General features: G+C 41.9%; 20 protein-coding genes, 1 tRNA gene and 1 pseudogene. 20 read left to right on the top strand and 2 right to left on the bottom strand.

Going from position 1 to position 21,473, the window contains the following annotated elements:
- The first annotated feature begins 23 nt into the window (after positions 1-23).
- From O3670_RS02250 to O3670_RS02210, 9 genes and pseudogenes are all read left to right on the top strand, one after another.
- Positions 24-96: transfer RNA gene (locus O3670_RS02250), tRNA-Thr, on the top strand.
- Positions 97-206: 110 nt separating this feature from the next.
- Positions 207-836: a dTMP kinase gene (tmk, locus tag O3670_RS02245; protein WP_155123811.1), complete on the top strand. Its 630-nt coding sequence runs from the start codon at positions 207-209 to the stop codon at positions 834-836.
- Between the two features lie 8 nt (positions 837-844).
- Positions 845-1,720 carry a DNA polymerase III subunit delta' gene (locus O3670_RS02240; protein WP_073685601.1) on the top strand — a complete coding sequence of 292 codons (876 nt, stop codon included), beginning with the start codon at positions 845-847 and terminating at the stop codon, positions 1,718-1,720.
- Positions 1,717-2,568, top strand: a complete 852-nt coding sequence (gene ricT, locus O3670_RS02235) for a regulatory iron-sulfur-containing complex subunit RicT (protein WP_371595747.1) — start codon at positions 1,717-1,719, stop codon at positions 2,566-2,568. The genes O3670_RS02240 and ricT overlap by 4 nt, the downstream gene beginning before the upstream one ends.
- The gene (gene yabA, locus O3670_RS02230) at positions 2,555-2,875 is read left to right on the top strand and encodes a DNA replication initiation control protein YabA (RefSeq protein WP_002887582.1); all 321 of its coding nucleotides are present in this window, start codon (positions 2,555-2,557) and stop codon (positions 2,873-2,875) included. Before ricT ends, yabA begins: the two co-directional genes overlap by 14 nt.
- Before the next feature lie 2 nt (positions 2,876-2,877).
- Complete coding sequence (gene rsmI / locus O3670_RS02225; protein ID WP_155123812.1) at positions 2,878-3,744, top strand: 16S rRNA (cytidine(1402)-2'-O)-methyltransferase; 867 nt, start codon at positions 2,878-2,880, stop codon at positions 3,742-3,744.
- A gap of 120 nt (positions 3,745-3,864) precedes the next feature.
- Positions 3,865-4,103: pseudogene (locus O3670_RS02220) on the top strand (ammonium transporter); the annotation flags it as partial.
- A 123-nt stretch (positions 4,104-4,226) separates the two neighbouring features.
- A complete protein-coding gene (locus O3670_RS02215; RefSeq protein WP_002890229.1) occupies positions 4,227-4,883 on the top strand; it encodes a glucosaminidase domain-containing protein in 657 nt (218 codons plus the stop codon).
- Between the two features lie 17 nt (positions 4,884-4,900).
- Positions 4,901-5,722 carry a Cof-type HAD-IIB family hydrolase gene (locus O3670_RS02210; RefSeq protein ID WP_060972511.1) on the top strand — a complete coding sequence of 274 codons (822 nt, stop codon included), beginning with the start codon at positions 4,901-4,903 and terminating at the stop codon, positions 5,720-5,722.
- A gap of 17 nt (positions 5,723-5,739) precedes the next feature.
- Here O3670_RS02210 and O3670_RS02205 read toward each other — a convergent pair whose 3' ends face one another.
- Positions 5,740-6,249: a YgjV family protein gene (locus tag O3670_RS02205; protein ID WP_175057441.1), complete on the bottom strand. Its 510-nt coding sequence runs from the start codon at positions 6,247-6,249 to the stop codon at positions 5,740-5,742.
- Between the two features lie 225 nt (positions 6,250-6,474).
- Here O3670_RS02205 and O3670_RS02200 point away from each other — a divergent pair, with 225 nt between their 5' ends.
- The 9 genes from O3670_RS02200 to O3670_RS02160 all read left to right on the top strand — a co-directional run bounded on the left by O3670_RS02200 (position 6,475) and on the right by O3670_RS02160 (position 17,791).
- Positions 6,475-7,521 (top strand): SH3 domain-containing protein, encoded by a 1,047-nt coding sequence (locus O3670_RS02200; protein WP_037601978.1) that lies wholly within the window; start codon positions 6,475-6,477, stop codon positions 7,519-7,521.
- A gap of 136 nt (positions 7,522-7,657) precedes the next feature.
- The gene (locus O3670_RS02195; RefSeq protein WP_002890237.1) at positions 7,658-9,289 is read left to right on the top strand and encodes a Na/Pi cotransporter family protein; all 1,632 of its coding nucleotides are present in this window, start codon (positions 7,658-7,660) and stop codon (positions 9,287-9,289) included.
- Positions 9,290-9,373: 84 nt separating this feature from the next.
- Complete coding sequence (gene nagA / locus O3670_RS02190) at positions 9,374-10,522, top strand: N-acetylglucosamine-6-phosphate deacetylase (protein WP_371595746.1); 1,149 nt, start codon at positions 9,374-9,376, stop codon at positions 10,520-10,522.
- A 105-nt stretch (positions 10,523-10,627) separates the two neighbouring features.
- The gene (locus tag O3670_RS02185; protein ID WP_195950843.1) at positions 10,628-11,872 is read left to right on the top strand and encodes a YkvI family membrane protein; all 1,245 of its coding nucleotides are present in this window, start codon (positions 10,628-10,630) and stop codon (positions 11,870-11,872) included.
- Between the two features lie 272 nt (positions 11,873-12,144).
- Positions 12,145-12,516 carry a GFA family protein gene (locus O3670_RS02180; protein WP_002890241.1) on the top strand — a complete coding sequence of 124 codons (372 nt, stop codon included), beginning with the start codon at positions 12,145-12,147 and terminating at the stop codon, positions 12,514-12,516.
- A 211-nt stretch (positions 12,517-12,727) separates the two neighbouring features.
- The gene (glyQ, locus tag O3670_RS02175) at positions 12,728-13,645 is read left to right on the top strand and encodes a glycine--tRNA ligase subunit alpha (protein WP_195950839.1); all 918 of its coding nucleotides are present in this window, start codon (positions 12,728-12,730) and stop codon (positions 13,643-13,645) included.
- Positions 13,646-13,925: 280 nt separating this feature from the next.
- Complete coding sequence (gene glyS / locus O3670_RS02170; protein WP_347109865.1) at positions 13,926-15,962, top strand: glycine--tRNA ligase subunit beta; 2,037 nt, start codon at positions 13,926-13,928, stop codon at positions 15,960-15,962.
- Positions 15,963-15,974: 12 nt separating this feature from the next.
- A complete protein-coding gene (locus O3670_RS02165) occupies positions 15,975-16,232 on the top strand; it encodes a DUF896 family protein (RefSeq protein WP_045769030.1) in 258 nt (85 codons plus the stop codon).
- A gap of 167 nt (positions 16,233-16,399) precedes the next feature.
- Positions 16,400-17,791 (top strand): amino acid permease, encoded by a 1,392-nt coding sequence (locus O3670_RS02160; RefSeq protein ID WP_014634026.1) that lies wholly within the window; start codon positions 16,400-16,402, stop codon positions 17,789-17,791.
- 69 nt (positions 17,792-17,860) lie between these two features.
- On the opposite strand, the gene O3670_RS02155 is transcribed toward O3670_RS02160, so the two are convergent.
- Entirely contained in the window at positions 17,861-18,496 is a 636-nt protein-coding gene (locus O3670_RS02155; protein ID WP_014634027.1) for a hypothetical protein, read from the bottom strand.
- Between the two features lie 306 nt (positions 18,497-18,802).
- Between O3670_RS02155 and O3670_RS02150 the strand changes: the two genes are divergently transcribed.
- A complete protein-coding gene (locus O3670_RS02150; protein ID WP_014634028.1) occupies positions 18,803-20,704 on the top strand; it encodes a beta-glucoside-specific PTS transporter subunit IIABC in 1,902 nt (633 codons plus the stop codon).
- 194 nt (positions 20,705-20,898) lie between these two features.
- Entirely contained in the window at positions 20,899-21,363 is a 465-nt protein-coding gene (gene tnpA, locus O3670_RS02145; protein ID WP_002883780.1) for an IS200/IS605 family transposase, read from the top strand.
- Positions 21,364-21,473: the final 110 nt, after the last annotated feature.

Raw genomic sequence — 21,473 nt, 5'->3', positions numbered from 1 at the left:
ATAGTGTTAGAATGACTGTGTCAGCCGATTTAGCTCAGTTGGTAGAGCAACGCACTCGTAACGCGTAGGTCACAGGTTCGAAACCTGCAATCGGCATGGTCAGAAGTATTTAGATAGAAAAAAGGAGGGGTGGAAACCTCTTTTTTTCTTCCATCTAAGCTAAAATTTGATAAAATAGAAGATGAAAAAAATCAAAAGGAAGTATCATGTCAAAAGGGTTATTAATCTCAATCGAAGGGCCAGACGGTGCTGGAAAGACTACAGTTTTGGAGGCACTTTTGCCACGTTTAAGAGAGGTTTATCCAGCTCAGGTTGTGACGACACGTGAACCAGGCGGAGTAGCTATTGCAGAGCAAATCCGAGAGGTTATTTTGGATGTCAATAATACGGCTATGGATGCTAAGACAGAGCTCTTGCTCTATATTGCGGCTCGTCGTCAACATCTGGTTGAGAAGGTTTTGCCAGAGCTTGAAAAAGGCAATATGGTCATCATGGATCGTTTTATTGATTCATCAGTTGCTTATCAAGGTACTGGCCGTGGCTTGAATCAGGATGAGATTGCCTGGTTAAATGCCTATGCGACTGATGGTTATAAACCTAATGTGACCTTATTGTTTGATGTGGATTCTGAGACTGGTTTGGCCCGCATTGCAGCCAGCGGTGAACGTGAAGTCAATCGGTTGGATTTAGAGAAGCTTGACTTGCATCAGCGTGTACGTCAAGGTTATTTAGATTTAGCACAGGCTGAACCAGAACGTATCAAGCTAATCGATGCCTCACAGGCTTTTGAAGATGTTGTAGAGGACGCTTGGAAAGTAATTAAAGGCTATTTATAAGGAGCAAGATGAAGTTAGCTGAAAGTCAAAGCAAACTATTTGAAGAGTTTTCACAAATTATCAGGGAAAATCGTTTGAGTCATGCTTATTTGTTTTCGGGTGATTTTGGAAGTCTCGACATGGCTATTTGGCTAGCACAGAGTCGTTTTTGTGTGACTCCTGAGAATAGTCTACCTTGTGGTCACTGTCGTCCTTGTCGTTTGATTGCTCAGGGGGACTTTTCTGATGTTAAATTAGTAGAGCCACAAGGACAGATTATTAAGACGGACACGATTCGTCAGTTGACTAGAGAGTTTAGTCAATCGAGTTTTGAAGGGCAGGCTCAGGTTTTTATCATTCGTGATGCAGATAAGATGCATGTCAATGCTGCCAATAGTCTATTAAAGTTTATTGAAGAACCTCAAAGTCAGATTTATATTTTTCTTTTGACAGCTGATGATAGTCGGATGTTACCGACGATTAAAAGTCGAGCTCAACTCTTTTATTTTCCTAAGAATCGGGCTTATCTGGAAGAATTGCTGCAGAAGGAAGGCTTGTTGCTGACACAAGCCAAAGTGTTGGCGGATTTTGCTAAAGATGATGTTCAGGCTTTAGACTTAGCTAAGGATAATAGGATTCTTGATCTGATTAATACAGTAGAGCGTTTCACACAGTCCCTGCTATCTAATCAGGACCTGCTTTATTTGGATGTTGCAAAACTGGCTGTCCAGTGTAGTGAAAAGTCGGAACAAGAGATGGTCTGGGCTTTTTTAACTTATCAATTGGGGAAGGATATACAAAATCCACAAGCAAGACGATGGTTAGGCTTAGTTTATGAGGCACGAAAAATGTGGCTAGCTAATGTCAGCTTTCAAAATGCGATGGAGTATATGGTATTATCATGACAGAAGTCATTGGAATAAAATTTGAGGAAACTGGAGCAGTAGAATATGTTGTTCCTGATAAAAATTATGCCAAAGATGACTTTGTAGTCGTTTTGGAGAAAAAAGATAAGCGCCTAGCTCAGGTTGTCATGGAAAACGCTGATTTTCCTGAGGTTAGTTTGCCTGCGGATTTGAATCGGGTTGAAGGATTGGCAGGGGAGAAAGATTTCGCTAGATATGATGAAAATCTTTTGAAGGCTGAAAAGAGTATGGGAGTAGTAGCTGATTTAATTGCTCAAAATCAGCTAGAAATGAAGGTCGTTGATATTGTCTTTCCGCTAAATTGCTCTTATGTACTAATCAGTTTTGTTGCTGAAAAACGGGTAGATTTTCGTCAATTGCTCAAAGATTTGGCTTCTTACTTTAAGACACGTATTGAGTTGCGCCAAATTTCAAGTCGTGAGGAATCAAAGATTTATGGTGGCCTAGGACCTTGTGGTCGGGCACTTTGTTGTTCTAGTTTTTTGGGTGAATTCCCACCAGTATCGATTAAGATGGCTAAAAATCAGAGTTTATCTTTGAATTCTGGTAAGATGAATGGGGTCTGTGGTCGACTTATGTGTTGTCTCAGTTATGAAGATGACTTTTACCGAGATAGCAAGGCTAGTTATCCTGACTTGGGTGATGACTTTTACCGAGATAGCAAGGCTAGTTATCCTGACTTGGGTGATGACATTGAAACCAAGGATGGTACAGGTCAGGTCGTTGCCATTGATGTAATTGCAGGGACCATTAAGGTTGTATTTGAAAAAGGGCGTGCGCCCCTAACTTATGGAGTGGAGGAAGTTCAGCTAAATGGAAAAGCGTGAATTGTATGATAAATTCGAGGAATTATCACAAAATTTGATGTCGATGTTGGCAGAAGTGGAAGCGATTAAGGCGAACTTCTCAGGGATTCTTGATGAAAATACGGCCCTCAAGTTGGAAAACGACAAGTTGCGTGAGCACTTAAGTCAAGTGGTTCAAGAGGAGACAGGGACTAAAATGTCTCATGGTAAGGTAAATCTCGAGGCTATTTACGATGATGGATTCCATATTTGTCCAGATTTTTATGGCCAACGTCGTGATAATAATGAAGCTTGTGGCTTCTGTGCAGAATTGTTGTACGGAGACTAAACATGCAGGTTCAAAAGAGTTTTAAGGGGCAATCTAGCTACGGTACCCTCTATCTGGTTCCCACTCCTATTGGGAATTTGCAGGATATGACTTTTCGTAGTGTGCAAATCCTGAAAGAGGTGGATCTTATTTGTGCGGAGGACACGCGCAATACGGGTCTCTTGCTCAAGCATTTTGAGATTGAAACCAAGCAGTATTCTTTTCATGAGCACAATGCTTATGAGAAAATTCCAGATTTACTGGAGCGCTTGAAGTCAGGTCTTTCTTTGGCTCAGGTTTCTGATGCGGGGATGCCTTCTATTTCGGATCCTGGGCATGATTTGGTCAAAGCTGCCATTGCTGAGGATATTCCTGTGGTGGCCTTACCGGGAGCATCGGCTGGTATTACAGCCTTGATTGCCAGTGGTTTAGCACCCCAACCTCATATTTTTTATGGCTTCCTACCCCGTAAAAAAGGACAGCAGATTGATTTCTTCAAGGAAAAACTGTCTTATCCTGAGACACAGATTTTTTACGAGTCACCTTACCGTGTGGCGGATACTCTTGAAAATATGCATGAGGTCTATGGCAACCGTCAAGTAACTTTAGTTCGAGAATTGACCAAGCTTTATGAAGAGTACCAACGAGGATCTATTTCAGAAGTTTTAGATTATATTGCTAGTAATCCTCTCAAGGGTGAATGTTTACTGATTGTGGCTGGAGCTTCTGAAAATGATAAGGAAGAAAATCTAACATCAAATATTACCCCGGTAGAGGCTGTAGAAGCTTTAATTGCCTCTGGAATGAAACCTAATCAGGCTATAAAAACCGTTGCTAAAGAGCGAAAAATGAATAGGCAAGAGCTTTATAACCTTTTTCATGGGGTTTAAAGGCTCTTTTTTGTGGCAACACAAGATGTTAGAAAAGAAAGAATTATCAAAAAATTCCGTAAATACACTTGTTTGTCTCGTGGTTTTGTGTTATATTATCTGACATAAAATATTTTGCACATATGGTTTGGTTGGTTTGGCTTTTATGCAGGATCAGCCTTGGCTGCTAATGGTTGGCAGTTCACACGCTAGTAACCGCTCATGTGTCAGCTGCTGCAGGCATGTTTTCATGGTTGGCAATTGAAAAACATGTCACAGGACATCCATCCTTGGTTGGTGGTTCAACCGGTTTGGTAGCAGGTCTAGTTGCAATCACACCTGGAGCTGGTTTTGTTTCAATTTGGAGTGCTATCCGTATTCGTACTGGTGAACGTGGTGGAGACGCCATTTAATATAATGAAGACTTAAACCGGTTGGTTTGGGTCTTTTTTAGTGAATTTTGATATACTTAGAGGAGTTAGTATGATTGAGGGGGTGACCAATTGGCAAAAGGAAAAAAGAAAAGCAAGTCGAAAGCTAGACCTAAGAAAACTAAAAAGAAAAAGAAGTCTTTCTTGCTCTTTCCTAAATTTTTCCAGAAGTGGAGTCTGATTTTTATTGGGCTATTTGCCTTATTGGGACTCCTAGCTAGTTTAAATTTTCCAAGGTTGACCATGGAAAAAAACATGACATCTACGGATGAGACGACGGTTGCTTTTATTGCCGAGATTGGCGAGACGTCCCGCTATTTGGCGGCTAGAAACGATCTTTATGCATCTGTCATGATTGCTCAGGCCATCTTGGAATCTGACTCTGGACAATCTACTTTGAGTCAGAAGCCGTCCTATAACTTCTTTGGAATTAAGGGGGACTACAATGGTCAAAGTGTGACCCTACCAACCTGGGAGGATGATGGTAAGGGCAATCCTTACTATATTGATGCAGCTTTTCGTTCTTATGGCTCTGTGGAAAATTCTTTACAGGACTACGTAGACTTCCTTGAGGGGAGCTACTATGTAGGGGTACACCGTTCCAAGACTAAGAATTATAAGGATGCGACAGCTGCCCTAACAGGGGTTTACGCTACGGACACAACCTATGGGGATAAATTGAACAGCATCATTGAACAATATCAGTTAACTATTTATGATACTTATTAGGGTCGAAGGAGAGTAAAATGAATCAGAACCAAGTGAAACTCATTGCAATAGATATGGACGGGACGCTCTTAAATAGCCAAAAAGAGATTCCTGAAGAGAATATTAAGGCTATTCAAGAAGCAGCTGCGGCAGGCATTAAAATCGTACTTTGTACAGGACGCCCACGTTCAGGCATTCTTCCACATTTTGAGAAATTAGGATTGAGTGAAGAAGAGTATATTATCATGAACAATGGTTGTTCAACTTATGAGACAAAAAATTGGACCTTGCTGCAATCTGAAAGTTTATCTCGCCCTGAAATGGAAGAACTCTTGCAGGCTTGCGAAGACTTTCCAGAGGTGGCTCTAACCTTGACTGGAGAAAAGACTTATTATGTTGTGGGCGATGAGGTGCCTGAGTTAGTAGCTTATGATGCTGGCACTGTCTTCACAGAAGCGAAAGCTAGGAGTTTGGAAGAAATCTTTGCGGAAGGTCAAGTGATTTTCCAAGCCATGTATATGGCTGATTCTGAACCTTTGGACGCCTTCCAAAACGCCGTGCAAGATGGACTTAGTCAGAGCTATAGTACAGTTCGTAGTCAAGACTATATCTTTGAAATCATGCCACAAGGGGCAACAAAGGCTAGCGGGCTTAAACATTTAGCAGAAAAGCTTGACATTAACCCAGATCAAATCATGGCTCTAGGCGATGCTGCCAATGACCTTGAAATGCTTCAATTCGTCGGTCAAAGCGTTGCCATGGGTAATGCGAGTGACGACATTAAGGCTTTGTGTAAGTATGTGACTTTGACAAATGACGAGGCAGGTGTGGCACACGCCATTCGTACTTGGGCTCTATAAGAAAAAGACCTTTAGCTTTATTGTTTGCTAAAGGTTTTTCGATTTCTGATAATGGCAATGAGAGTAGTAAGTGTGATAGTGACATCAGTGATGGCAGCTGGGTAAGCCTGAATGGTCAAATCGTAAATTAGCCAAAGTAACATATTTTCAATAATGACCCAGCGAAGCCATTGAAGGTTTGGTGTGGTAGCAATAGCTAGGCTATAGGAAACTGAAGAGATGATAGGTAAATAACCAACAATCCCAAGTTGATTGAGATAGGTTCCGACGATGATTTGAATAATGATGAGGATGGTCAAGATAGTCTTGGTCATCTTCTTTTTGACCATCAGGCTATTACGTATGATGGAAATACTAATGGTTAAAGCACCGGTATAGCCTCCGAGAAGCAGGTTGGCAATAGCAGTAAAAATATAGTCGGTAATTTGCCAGACGAGCATGTTATTTTTTGATTTTGCAAAAGAGGATATAGCGACACATAGGGCACCTATGGCTGAGAATACTTGTGCTAGAAGATAGAATGTCATGGTATAACTTTCAATTTTTTGTCTCTATTATATCACAAGGATTCAAGATATTTTCATCTCTATTTTAGGATTTACAAGGCTAATATGTTAGCGTTTACATTAGAAAATGATATAATAAAAGTGTAGATAAGATTGTTCCCTTAAAAGTAGAGAGAACCCTGTGTTTCCTTGTGACATAGGTCCTATCTTTACTTTATGTGATAGACTAGAAATGAGGAAATGATTATGAAAAACAAATTTTCCCAAGCAATCGTGCTTTCAATGGTTACCCTTTCCTCAATGGCTTTGCTGACGGCCTGTTCCAGCCATAAGGAATCCAGTTCAGCAGATAAGACGCCTAATAGCAGCCAGGTGACCTCATCAAGTAAGGCTAAATCATCTAGTAAAGATAGCGGTAAGACTAGCAAGTCTAGTGCTAAGGTCAAGGAATCTTCGGGTTCAAAGACGGAATCTTCAAGCGCGCAAAGTAGTCAAAAGGCTTCTGCCCCAAGTTCGAGTAGCAGTCAGTCTCAATCATCATCTTCAAAGAGTTCATCAGCTTCCTCAAGCAGCCAGTCCCAGGCTCCTAAGTCTTCAGCGAGTCAATCTCAAGCTCCGAAGAGCTCAAGTGATAGTCAAACTTCAAGCAGTCAAGCTCAAGCTAAAACGGATACGCAAGTGACCACTGTGGATATGGATGTGAGTGCGGTAGCGCGTGGTCGGTTTGATAGTATTGCCGGAACTTGGAAGTCTAGTGATGGCAGTCGTCTGGTCTTTAACAATACTAGCCTAGTAGGAGATATAACTGCACAAGGCCAAGCGACAGTTCACAATTATGTGCACCCGAAAGATAATTATCAAGAGGGCTCAGGTAAGTATGATGCCACCCTCTCAAGAGATAGGGGGGACACCTCTGGTATCGTTGGAGATATTAGCTTTGTCTCTAAAAAAGCAGCTATTTCTGGTCCAAGCTACGAACAAGATACCATTCAAGTAACCAGTACTGGAGGAACAAAGGTCTACTTAAAAGAATCAGATAATATGACGCTACCTAAAGACGTGACAGTTACTGACAATCAACTTCCAATTGATAGTGGTATTGCAGAATCTGGCAGCTACAAGCTTACCAAACGTACGGCTGTCAAGAATACTCCTAGTGATACGGCTCCAGTTGAATTTTACTTAGAAGCAGGTAATCAGATTAACTTTGATATGAAGGTTAATCAAGATGGTCATAGTTGGATTTCTTACATCAGCTATAGTGGTGTTCGCCGTTATGTTCAAGTGGATTAATTGAGATATCTAGAAAGGTCAGATTTTCTTCTGATCTTTCTATTATTTTGTGGAAAAGCCTTGTTTATTCCCTAATAAATCGATACAATAGAAAGGTCGGTTTTACCGAAAAATTTTAAATAATGAGGACAAAAATGTGTCAGTAAATTGGCAAGATATTGCGTTTTCTTTCCTCGGTGGTTTGGGGCTTTTCCTTTTTAGTATCAAGTACATGGGAGATGGTCTTCAACAAGCAGCCGGAGATAAGTTGCGTTTTTACATCGATAAGTATACCAGTAACCCGTTTTTAGGGGTTTTGATTGGTATTGTCATGACGGCCTTGATTCAGTCGAGTTCAGGGGTTACCGTTATTGTCGTCGGTCTGGTTTCGGCAGGGCTTTTAAGTCTTCGTCAGGCTATTGGTATTGTCATGGGGGCAAACATCGGGACAACCGTAACTTCCTTCATGATTGGTTTCAAGCTTGGTGACTATGCCCTTCCAGTGATTTTCCTGGGAGCTGCGCTTCTCTTCTTTACAAGCAATAAGAAGCTCAATAACCTAGGTCGTATCTTGTTTGGTGTAGGGGGGATTTTCTTTGCCCTTAACCTTATGGGAGATGCGGTTGAGCCTTTGAAGTCAGTTACAGCCTTTAAGGATTACCTGGCAACCTTGGGTGATCGCCCAGTCATGGGGGTTATCATCGGTGCTGGCTTGACCATGTTGATTCAGTCGTCAGCAGCGACCATCGGTATTCTTCAGAGTCTCTACTCGGGTGGTTTGCTTGATCTGCAAGGTGCCCTTCCAATCCTTTTTGGGGATAATATCGGGACGACTATCACAGCGGTTCTAGCTGCTCTTGGTTCAAACATTGCAGCCAAACGTGTGGCAGGGGCTCACGTCCTGTTCAACGTCATTGGGACGGTCTTGTGTTTGATTCTCTTGGTACCATTCACAGCCTTGATTCAATGGTTTAAGTCTGTGCTTGGTTTGACACCTGAGATGACTATCGCCTTTGCTCACGGTACTTTTAACATCGCAAATACTATTGTTCAATTCCCATTCATCGGACTCTTGGCTTACCTTGTGACTAAGATTATTCCTGGTGAAGATGAGATTAACAAGTACGAAGCACTCTACTTGGACCGTTTGCTTATCACACAAGCACCAGCTATCGCCCTTGGTAATGCTAAGAAAGAATTGGTGCACTTGGCATCGTACGCCATCCAGTCTTTGGAAGCTTCCTATGCTTTCTTTGCTAAGGGAGATGAAAAATACTTCGATAAGGTTGAGAAGTATGAAACAGCAGTTAATAGTATTGATGAAGAGTTGACAACTTATTTGATTGACATCTCTAACGAATCTCTAAGCGTTTCTGAAAATGAAGTGTTGGCAAGTGTGCTTGACTCTGTTCGTGACTTGGAGCGTATTGGTGACCTTGCAGTTGCAAGTGCAAACCTTTCACAACACATTCATAATAAGGGAATTGAATTTTCTGATACTGCCAAGGCTGAGCTTGCGGATGTTTACAACCGTACTCACCGTATCGCCCTTGATAGTATTCGTGTTGTTGTAGATGACGATAAGGTACTTGCAGGTCAAGTCATCCTTCGCCATGAAGAGTTGGAAAAACTTGAAAAACAATTGCGTAAAATACATACCAAACGTCTTAACAATGGTGAGTGTACTGCGCAAGCAGGTATCAACTATGTTGATTACCTCTCACATTACACACGTATCGCAGACCATGCGATTAACCTTGTTGAAAAGGTTACAGAAGGTGTGATTTAATAGAGAAAGTCGAGAAAATTTCTCGGCTTTTTTGTTATAATGAAAGCGTATTAAAAACATAGAAAAATGATGAGAGGTGGTCCTATGACCTATTATATTTCAGCCAAGCGTTTTTATTTTGAACATAAAATCAAGGAAGGTGGCTACCTAGCGGTTGAGGATAGCCGTTTTGGTGACTGGACGGAAAATGTACCAGAAGGTGCAGAGGTGCTAGATTACAGTGATTATCAGATTTCTCCAGGTCTTGTAGATACTCACATTCATGGATTTTCGGGTTATGATGTCATGGATAATTCTGAGGAAAGTCTTCTAGGCATGAGTCAAGCCTTGCTTTCAGCAGGTGTAACCTCCTTCTTACCGACAGCTTTAACAGCGCCATTTGAAGAGTTGAAGGCTATTTGCCAAACAACAGCTAATACGGTTGGAAAGGAGACTGGCGCCAAAATTCAAGGGCTCTTCTTTGAAGGACCTTATTTCACTGAAACCTACAAGGGAGCTCAAAATCCTAAGTATATGGGCAATCCAAGTGTGGAACAATTGAAGGAATGGCAGGAGGCGGCTCAAGGAAAACTGATTAAATTGGCCCTTGCTCCTGAACGTGAGGGAGTGGCTGAATTTATCCAAGAAGCAACCAAGCAAGGTGTGACCATCGCTCTAGGTCATTCCAATGCCACATATGAAGAAGCCATGGCAGCAGTGGAAGCTGGGGCGTCCGTTTGGGTTCACGTCTACAACGGGATGCGTGGCTTTACCCACCGTGAGCCAGGTATGGTTGGGGCAGCCTTCGATAGTCCAGAAACTATTGGTGAGCTGATTGCAGATGGTCATCACGTGGTCCCTGCAGCTTGTAAAGTTCTTATCAAGCAAAAGACACCTCAAGGAGTTGCCCTAATTACAGACTGTATGTCAGCGGGAGGCTGTCCGGACGGCGACTATATGTTAGGCGAACTTCCTGTTATTGTTGAAAATGGTACCGCCCGCCTCAAAGAAGGTGGTAATCTAGCTGGATCTATCTTACAACTTAAAGACGGAGTCAAACATGTGGTTGATTGGGGACTTGTGACAGTTGCTCAAGCCTTACAAATGGCCACTAGTGTTCCAGCTAAATCGGTTGGGCTTGAAAATACTTGCGGAAGCCTAAAAGCAGGTTTACCAGCTGATTTTATTGTATTAGATGACTCCTTGGAATTACAAGCAACCTTTGTTGATGGACGAAAAGGTTGGGAAAAATAAGAGTATGAGTAGCACTTTCTTATGAAAGTGCTGTTTTTTATTGATTTTTACAAAGGTGTTAGAGTAGTGTAAAATAAAAATACTTTGTATTTTACAGGAGGTAATATGTCAAAACGTATTTGGAGCATTGCCCTGGCCTATGTCGGTGTAATGATTGGTGCAGGGGTATCTTCAGGACAGGACCTCTTACAGTATTTTGTTAGTTTTGGAGCCTGGGGACTGATAGGTGTCATAGTTCTAGGAGTTTTGCATGTTGGCTTTGGGCGACTCATGATTGCTCTGGGAAGTTATTACCGCTCAGACGATCACTCAGTAGTCCTGGCAGAAATCAGTCACCCTGTTATCTACCGTATTTTGGATATCGCTTTGATTATCACTTGTTTCCTGTTTGGCTTTGTTATGACAGCGGGGGCAGGGGCTAACCTAAACCAACAGTTCGGCTTTCCGATTTGGGTAGGTGCCTTCCTGTGTACAGTTCTGACTATCTTTGTGAGTTTCCTAGATTTCAAAAAAATCATTGGTGTTATTGGAATTTTTACCCCTATGATTTTGGTTATGATTGCCATGATATTCGTGACCAATGTTTTAGGGCGTCACTGGGATTTTGCCGAGATGGATAAGGTGTCGCAAACCATTCAATCTCCCTTTCCAAGTGTTTGGCTGTCTGTGGTTAATTATTTTGCCGTTTGTGTCATGTCAGCCATAGCCATGGCCTTTGTCATGGGTGGCTCTATTCTCAAAATCAATGAAGCCGAAAAGAGTGGAGCCTGGGGAGGATTTATGGTTGGTGTGATTTTCTTTGTCACAACATTGATCCTCTTTGCTAACAGTGATAAAATTGCTAGCTCGGATGTTCCTATGTTGGCTATTGCTAAGGAAGTGAATCCTATCTTTGCGACACTTTACGCCTTGGTGATCTTTGGTTTGATTTTTAATACCGTCTTTAGTCTCTACTATGCCCTTGGGAAACGCTTCTCAGCAGGTAGTGAGAAACGCTTCAAGTTCTTTGTGGCCGCATTTGCCCTTGCTGGTTTTGCTATTTCCTTCATGGGCTTCCGTCAACTGGTAGCGGTTATGTATCCTATTATCGGTTATCTGGGAATGCTGATGTTGGTAGTGCTAGTTGTTGCTAGCTACCGCAAAAAAGCTAAGATTCGTAAGGAAAAGGAAATTCGAAATCATCTTTTGTCTATCGTTGAGAAAGCTTATGATCCCAATCAAGACTTGACCCATCGGGACAAGAAAAAGGCCGAAGAACTTCGAGAAGCCTCAATTCTTGATAATGATATTCTCCATGAAGACTCCCATGCGCATGTTCGTCAGGAAATGGGGATTAGTAAGAAGGATTAGAATTTTATTTTACAAGTTTCTCTATTTCTGCTATAATACTGACAAGAAAGAAGGGCTTATGGCGTTTTTCTAGCGAGCTTGGGACAGTGGAAGCCAAGTAGAGCAAAGTAGGCAAGTGGCGCTTTCTCTCAGCAAATGGCTGAAGACAAACAGATAAAATGAAGTAATAAATTAGGGTGGAACCGCGTTTCTGACGCCCCTAGTCGCAAGGCTTGGGTGTTGAAATTCGGTTCTTTTTGAATTTATCTAATGCCTAAGTAGAAAGGAGTACAATGCTTAAAGGATCTTGTTTATGTAAAGCAGTGACTTACACTCTAGATGAGGAATTATCTGAATTAGTTTTCTGCCACTGTTCATTCTGTCGGAAAGCAACTGCGTCTGCCTATACAGTTAATGCTAAAGTTAGCAGTAAAAATCTAGTATTGCATGGAAAAGAAAAGCTTGTTACGTATAGTTCTTCTCCAGGAAAACAGCGTTATTACTGCCAGAACTGTCATAGTCAAATTTTCACTGTTCAAGAAAATATACCAGAAGTCTGTGCTTTGAAATTAGGTACAATAGATGAATGCGATCAGAATTTACAAACTATTCCCAAACGTCATATTTTTCAGGATCCAGCTTTTTCTTGGTTGCTTGATAAATAAACCTAAAAAGATAATATAAATTAAAGGAGTAAATAATGTCTAAAAAACTAACCTTCCACTGCGTCAGTGGCAGAGACCTCCTTACAGTCGGACTGCCCCACGCTCAGCACTAGGGTGCCTGAGCTAGACGCAGTACTAACTCGTCCTGCCTCGTATAATCGACGAGGCAGACTCGTGTCGCAAGAAATCATTTTTAATCAAGGAGTATTCAATGTCTAAGAAATTAACATTTCAAGAAATTATTTTGACTTTGCAACAATACTGGAATGACCAGGGTTGTATGCTCATGCAGGCTTATGATAACGAAAAAGGTGCGGGAACCATGAGTCCTTACACCTTCCTTCGTGCCATTGGTCCTGAGCCATGGAATGCGGCTTATGTAGAGCCATCTCGTCGTCCAGCAGATGGTCGTTACGGGGAAAACCCAAACCGCCTTTACCAACACCACCAATTCCAAGTGGTTATGAAACCTTCTCCATCAAACATCCAAGAGCTCTACCTTGAGTCATTGGAAAAATTGGGCATCAATCCTTTGGAACACGATATTCGTTTCGTTGAAGATAACTGGGAAAACCCATCAACTGGTTCAGCTGGTCTTGGTTGGGAAGTTTGGCTTGACGGTATGGAAATCACACAGTTCACTTATTTCCAACAAGTTGGTGGTTTGGCAACTGGTCCTGTTACCGCTGAGGTCACTTATGGGTTAGAGCGTTTGGCTTCTTATATCCAAGAAGTAGATTCTGTTTATGATATTGAGTGGGCTCCAGGGGTTAAATACGGAGAAATTTTCCTTCAACCAGAATACGAACACTCAAAATACAGCTTTGAAGTTTCTGATCAAGATATGCTTCTTGAAAACTTCGAAAAATTTGAAAAAGAAGCAGGACGTGCCTTGGAATTGGGTCTGGTTCACCCAGCTTATGACTATGTTTTGAAATGTTCACATACCTTCAACTTGCTTGATGCTCGTGGAGCGGTATCCGTTACAGAACGCGCTGGCTACATTGCCCGCATCCGTAACTTGGCCCGTGTTGTAGCCAAAACCTTCGTCGCAGAACGTAAAAAACTTGGTTACCCACTTCTCGACGAAGCCACACGCGTAAAACTTCTAGCAGAAGAGGAAGAATAATAAGCGTTACAAGAATGGAAAATGGGCAAACAAAGTGAGCCCACATGGCTACCCAGAGGCAAGTCGAAGACTTGCTAAAGGGATAGGCGCCGCTGTACTGGTATATGGGGATTTTTGAAACGTTAGGTTCAAAAATCAGTTAGCTAAATCCACTTTGATGAGACTGTTGGAAATCTATGTCAAGGAGACACCAGATTTCCATACAGCCTCACAAAGTTAGTTAGCAACGTCCCCAGTACCTAAGGCGCCTATCAAAAAAGAATTTTGTAAAGGAAGAAACATGACAAAAAACTTATTAGTAGAACTTGGACTTGAAGAGTTGCCAGCCTACGTTGTCACACCAAGTGAAAAACAACTCGGGGAGAAAATGGCAGCCTTCTTGGATGATAACCGTCTCTCATACGAAAGCATTCAAACCTTCTCAACACCACGCCGTTTGGCAGTCCGTGTGATTGGTTTGGCTGATCAACAATCCGATTTGACCGAAGATTTTAAAGGCCCTTCTAAGAAAATCGCTTTGGATGCAGAAGGTAACTTCTCAAAAGCTGCGCAAGGATTTGTCCGTGGGAAAGGCTTGACTGTTGACGATATCGAATTCCGTGAAGTCAAAGGTGAAGAGTACGTTTATGTTACTAAACACGAAGCTGGAAAACCTGCTAAAGAAGTTTTGGTTGGCGTTCCAGAAGTGCTTGCTTCATTGACTTTCCCTGTCAGCATGCACTGGGCTAACAACACATTTGAATACATTCGCCCAGTTCACACCTTGACAGTTCTTTTGGGCGACGAAGCGCTTGACCTTGACTTCTTGGATATCAAGTCAGGTCGTGTGAGTCGTGGACATCGTTTCCTTGGACATGAAGTGGAAATTACCAATGCGGATTCTTATGAGGAAGACCTTCGTACTGTTTACGTGATTGCGGATAGCAAAGAACGTGAAAACATGATTCGTGAGCAAATCAAAGCTATCGAAGCAGAACAAGGTGTTCAAGTCCAAATCGAGGAAGGACTTTTGAATGAAGTCTTGAACTTGGTCGAATACCCAACTGCATTTATGGGAAGTTTCGATACCAAGTATTTGGACGTTCCAGAAGAAGTCTTGGTGACATCAATGGAAACGCACCAACGTTACTTTGTTGTACGTGACCTTGACGGTAAGCTTAAACCAAACTTCATCTCAGTCCGTAATGGTAACGCTGAGCACTTGGAAAATGTTATCCGAGGAAATGAAAAAGTATTGGTGGCCCGTCTTGAAGATGGTGAATTCTTCTGGCGTGAAGACCAAAAACTTAAGATTGAAGACCTCGTTGCTAAATTGGCTAACGTGACTTTCCATGAAAAAATCGGTTCTCTCTCAGAACACATGGCCCGTGCTGGTGTCATTGCCGCTTCCTTGGCTGAGCAAGCTGGTTTGACTGCCGAAGAAACGGCAGCCGTAGCGCGTGCAGCTGAAATCTATAAATTTGACCTCTTGACTGGTATAGTCGGAGAGTTCGATGAATTGCAAGGAATCATGGGTGAAAAATACGCCCTCCTTGCTGGTGAGGATGCTGCGGTTGCGACAGCTATCCGTGAGCACTACCTTCCTGATTCAGCAGATGGTGCCCTTCCAGAGACTAAGGTTGGTGCTATCCTTGCGCTTGCAGATAAATTGGATACCCTCCTTTCATTCTTCTCAGTTGGCTTGATTCCATCAGGTTCAAATGACCCTTATGCGCTTCGTCGTGCAACACAAGGGATTGTTCGTATCTTGGATGCTTTTGGTTGGCACATCCCTATGGATGAGTTGATCGACAGCCTTTACGCCCTTTCATTTGATAGTCTTTCTTATGACAATCAAGCAGAAGTCATCAACTTCATCAAAGCGCGTGTGGATAAGATGATGGGACGCACATCTAAAGATATCAAGGAAGCCGTTCTTGCTGGTTCAAACTTTGTCGTGGCAGATATGCTTGAAGCAGCTGACGCCCTCTCAGAAGCTGCTAAGGCTGATGGTTACAAGGCGGCTGTTGAATCACTCTCACGTGCCTTCAACTTGGCAGAAAAAGCAGATGCTTCAGTAGCAGTCGATGCCAGTCTCTTTGAAAATGACCAAGAAAAAGCCCTTTCTAAAGCGATTGAAGAGCTTGAATTGACTGGTTCAGCTAGTGACAAATTGGCTCAGCTCTTTGCTCTTAGCCCAGTCATCGATGCCTTCTTTGACAATACCATGGTTATGGCAGAAGATGAGGCTGTTAAAAATAACCGTTTGGCCCTTCTTTCGGGTCTTGTGGCTAAAGCCAAAGCTGTTGCAGCCTTTAATCAATTGAATACAAAATAGAGGTAAAAGGGAATGGATCCTAAAAAAATTGCTCGTATCAATGAGCTTGCTAAAAAGAAAAAAACAGAAGGTTTGACGCCAGAAGAAGCGGTAGAACAAGCAAAACTTCGTGAGGAATACATTGAGGGTTATCGTCGCTCAGTTCGTCACCACATCGAAGGAATTAAAGTGGTTGACGAAGAAGGTAACGATGTGACACCTGAGAAACTACGTCAAATACAACGTGAAAAAGGCTTGCATGGTCGTAGCCTTGATGATCCTGAATCATAATAACTAGTAACAAGGGTTTGGAAGTTTTCCAAGCCCTTGTTTTGAAGTATAAAATTCTGAATATTCTGTATAATATTGACAAATTGTTTCAAAAATGGTACAATATAAGTTATGTTAAAAATTGCAGGACTCAATGAGTCTTGATTAATAGAATTGGAGTGAAAAAAATGTCGCAAAAGCAACATCATAAAGACGACGACAACCAGACTGAGAATGGGATGGTGCGTGGTCTTCAAAACCGTCATGTCCAGCTGATTGCCATCGCTGGTACAATCGGTACAGGTCTCTTCCTTGGGGCGGGGCGTTCCCTTTCCCTAACAGGACCTTCAATCATCTTAGTATATATACTAACTGGTATCTTCATGTATCTTATGATGCGAGCGATCGGTGAGATGCTCTATATGGATCCTGACCAACACACCTTTATCAACTTTATTACCAAATACCTTGGTAAGGGCTGGGGATTCTTCTCGGGTTGGTCTTACTGGGTATCACTGATATTCCTCGGGATGGCAGAAATTACGGCCGTATCAACTTATGTCCAATATTGGTTCCCAAGTTGGCCTGCCTGGCAGATTCAGATTGTCTTCTTGATTATCCTGAGCTCGGTTAACCTGATTGCGGTTAAGATTTTCGGAGAAGTTGAGTTTTGGTTTGGGATGATCAAGATTATCACCATTCTTGCTCTTATCGCAACAGGTATCTTCATGGTAGCAACCAACTTTAAAACGCCTGCTGGACATGCTAGCCTTGCCAATATTACACACGGCTTCCAGATGTTTCCTAAAGGTTGGGTAAGCTTTGTTATGACCTTCCAAATGGTCTTCTTTGCTTACCAAGCAATCGAATTTGTAGGGATTACAACATCGGAGACAGCAAATCCACGTAAGGTCTTACCAAAGGCAATTAAGGAGATTCCGATTCGTATTGTCATCTTCTATGTGGGTGCCCTCATTGCCCTCATGGCTATCTTCCCATGGCAAAAACTTCCAGTTAATGAATCACCGTTCGTAACGGTCTTCCAAATGGCTGGTATCAAGTGGGCAGCAGCCTTCATTAACTTTGTTGTCTTGACAGCAGCGGCGTCATCATTGAATTCAACACTTTACTCAACAGGTCGTCACCTCTTCCAAATTGCTAAGGAAACACCAAATAGTAAAGTCATGAAAGCTTTGAAGCTAGATACTTTGTCACGTAATGGTATTCCTTCACGTGCCATCATTGTTTCAGCCATTGTGGTATGTGTTTCAGCCTTCATCAATGTCTTGCCTGGTGTATCTGATGCCTTTGCTTTGATTACTGCATCATCATCAGGTGTCTACATTGCCATCTATATCTTGACTATGCTTGCTCATCTCAAGTACCGTAAATCTCAAGAGTTTATGGCAGATGGATTCCTTATGCCAACCTACAAGATTCTTAATCCATTGACTATCCTTTTCTTTATCTTCGTCTTTGTTTGTCTCTTCTTGCAAAAGTCAACAGTTGTCGGAGCTATTGGAGCAGCTATCTGGATTGTCGTATTTAGTATCTATAGTAACTGGAAACACAGCAAATAAATCAATTTAGCTCACCTTTATGGTGAGTTTTTTATTGCAAAAAAGGACACAAGGTGTCCCAGTTATTAGTTATGCAATACTTTCTTGGTTTCCGTGGTGAAAGAAACCACCTAAGAGGCCCTTGCTACGATGGAAAATAGCAGGCTTATGATCGTTGTGTGAGCGACCATTAACATCAAGTTTGGCCCATTCAAGAGCCTGGTAGGCATTTCGGTCTGAAATTGTAGATGTCCCAATATAGCTATAGATTCCTGCCTGAGCAAGAATGAAACCTTGAAGTTGGCGAATATGCTCATCATTGAGGGCTTGAGAAAAATGAATCTTAACTGTCTTATAAGTTAAAGCTTGGACAGACTCGACGATTGATGACTCTGCTAAGAGGTGCAAAAGTTCTTGATGCTTAGTAAAGTACTTATCATAGTCCATTGGAAGAATGATAGTATGGGCAATCCAATCTTCCAAGTTGGCTTTGGCTTTTTTACTGAGACCTCTTGCTGTGATACTGAGATTATCTATATTGAAAGGAAGCTGGTCGATGTGAGCAGTGTTCGAACCATATGCCTTTCTGAAAAGCGGTGTACTCGATAGAATATGTCCAGTAGGGGAAATAATAGCCAAGGCAGTTTCCTTGGTTTGGTAACCAAGCTTGTGGCATTCCATGCTAGCGTATGTATCTTTAAATTCAATAATTGCTCTTGTTTTCATCGTGTAACTCTCTTTCTGTTAGTTTATAAACTAACAATAGTTTATCATGACTTATACTCTTGGTCAAGATTTTACCTTCAAAAACAAAAAACAATTATGTAAGGGCTTGCAAAAATGTTTGGACTCTGATAAGATAGAACCATAGCAAAAGGATTGTTACTGGTCAGCAGGCAAAACCTAGATAAATACGAAAAACTAATGGGAGTAGTGTATGCTTATCCCAATTGGTTCTTGGTATTTATTTAGGTTTTTTTCGTTGAAAAAGCCTCAAAGAAAACTAGAATCCTAGACAAGAAAGGAGCCCTTATGGCTAAATATACTGAATTAGCTGAGGACATTCTCAAACACGTTGGTGGCAAGGAAAATGTCAATAGCTTGAAACACTGTGTGACACGTTTGCGCTTTGATTTGAAAGATGAATCTAAAGCAGATGATGACTACCTTAAGAACCGTGACGGAGTTGTTACTGTTGTTAAGGCAGGTGGACAATATCAGGTGGTTATCGGTAACCATGTGCCTGATGTTTATGCGGAGGTTCTCCAAGTTGGTGGTCTTCCAGCAGGTGGAAGTCTTGATCTTGATGAGGGGGATGCACCAAAGGGAAATCTCTTTGACCGCTTTGTATCTTTGGTATCAAGTATTTTCCAACCTTTCCTTGGGCCTTTGGCTGCAGCCGGGATTATCAAAGGAATAGTCGCTGTCATGGCAGCATGTGGCCTGTCAGCTGCAACAAGCCCTATGTATGTCATCCTTAATGCGGCGGGGGATGGTTTCTTCCAGTTCTTGCCAATCTTGATTGCCTTGACTTCTGCTCGTCGTTTCAAGGTTAATGAGTTTACAGCTATTGCGATTGCAGGAGCACTTGTTTATCCTGATATTGCTACGCTGGTGACTGCTCTTCAGAAAGCTGGTCAAGGTCATGTTCTAGGAGTTATTCCATTTGCGCTTCCTGCAGGGGGCTACCTCTCAACTGTAATGCCTTCTATCTTGGCAATCTGGGTGGCTTCATACATTCAAAAATTCTTTACTAAGATTACTCCAGATGTCATTAAAGTCTTCGTAGTACCTTTCTTTACATTGCTCATTACAGTACCATTAACATTCTTGGTGGTGGGACCAATTGCCAACACTTTCTCTGATGGATTGACAAGTCTTTTCCAAGCGATTATGAACTTTAGTCCGATTGTCTTTGGTCTTGTACTTGGTATCCTATGGCAAGTCTTGGTTATGTTCGGAATGCACTGGGCGCTTGTTCCCCTTGCTATCTTAGATGTGGCAACAAACGGAAGTTCTACGATTCTTTCAGCAGCTATCCTTCCATGTTTCACGCAAACAGGTGTATTGGGGGCTATCATGCTTAAGACAAAAGAAGAAAAAGTCCGTATCATTTCTATGCCAGCCTTTGTTTCATCTATTTTTGGTGTAACAGAACCTGCTATCTATGGGGTGACTCTTCCAATGAAAACACCATTCTACATTTCATGTGGTGTTTCAGGACTTATGGGGGCTGCCATGATGGCCCTAGATATTAAGACGTATTCAATAGGTGGTCTGGGTGTTTTTGTCTTCCCAAGCCTTATTGGACCGGATGGTAACCTTTCTAAAGTTATCTTTGCCATTATTATTGCCATTGTGGGTGGTGTTCTTGCCTTCCTCATCCAACTCTTTGTGCGAGTACCAAATCTATACGGTGGTGGAGCAGCTAAGGTTGAGGAAAAAGCTGAAGAAGCTGCACCTGCTCCTAAAGAAATTCAACAAGAAATTATTGCGAGCCCACTTATCGGGAATGTTGTCCCACTTGACCAAGTTCCTGACCAAGTCTTTGCCTCAGGAGCTATGGGTAAAGGTATCGCTATTGACCCTACTGATGGGGTAGTGGTCGCACCAGCTAAGGCAACTGTTAATTTAGTCTTCCCTACTGGTCATGCGATTGGTTTGACAACTGAAAATGGTGCAGAGCTTCTCATTCATATTGGTATGGATACTGTTTCTCTTGCTGGTAAAGGCTTCAAGACCTATGTGGAAGCAGGTCAAGTTGTAGAAGCAGGACAAAAACTTATAGAATTTGACCTAGCAACTATCCGAGAGGCTAAATTACCAGTTATCACACCAGTCATTGTAACCAATACAGCTGACTTTGATGATGTCTTAACAACTAAAGAAGCTCGTGTTAACACTGGTGATTATCTCCTCACCGCTGTTAAATAAAAAAGAAATCCGAGAATCAGCTTCTCGGATTTTTGTTATGTGACTTTAAGTCCGTTTCGCTCCGAAGATGCGAAACAGATAAACCACCCGCTATGCGGGTGCGCATCGAAGGTTATACCGTCATAACAAAAAAACTCCAAACGAGTTACAATATAGGTGTTCAAGCCAATTGTAAAACGAAAGGAGTTAAGACTATGGCGCAAAAAGCTCACAGTTTATCACATACAAAATGGATGTGTAAGTACCACATTGTATTTACACCTAAGTATAGACGAAAAATAATCTATAATCAATATAGGAGTAGTCTGGGAGAGATTTTTCATAGACTATGCCAATATAAAGGCGTTGAAATAATAGAAGGCCACTTAATGCCAGATCATGTCCATATGTTAGTAAGTATTCCACCACGAATGAGTGTAGCTAGTTTTATGGGATATTTAAAAGGTAAAAGTGCATTAATGATGTTTGATAAACACGCCAATTTAAAATATAAATTTGGGAACAGACATTTTTGGGCAGAAGGTTATTATGTAAGTACGGTAGGACTTAATGAAGCCACAATTAAGAAATATATTCAGGAACAAGAGAAGCATGATATCGCTTTGGATAAATTAAGCGTGAAAGAATATGAAAATCCCTTTAGGGATAACGGTAAGTAATGCGAATGCCTCTTTGAGAGGCTTGTGACGAGTCAAAAGCAATAAGGCTTGAACAAAGTGAAAGCCAGCGTCTTTAGGCGCTGGCTGGTATTATGGGCTTATAGCCCTTG

Origin of the sequence: Streptococcus sp. 27098_8_74 (genome assembly GCF_041431705.1) — a bacterium.
GTDB classification, from domain to species: Bacteria; Bacillota; Bacilli; order Lactobacillales; family Streptococcaceae; genus Streptococcus; species Streptococcus salivarius_E.
Note: the sequence above shows the minus strand (reverse complement) of the source record. Positions and strands in the feature narration are given on the sequence as shown.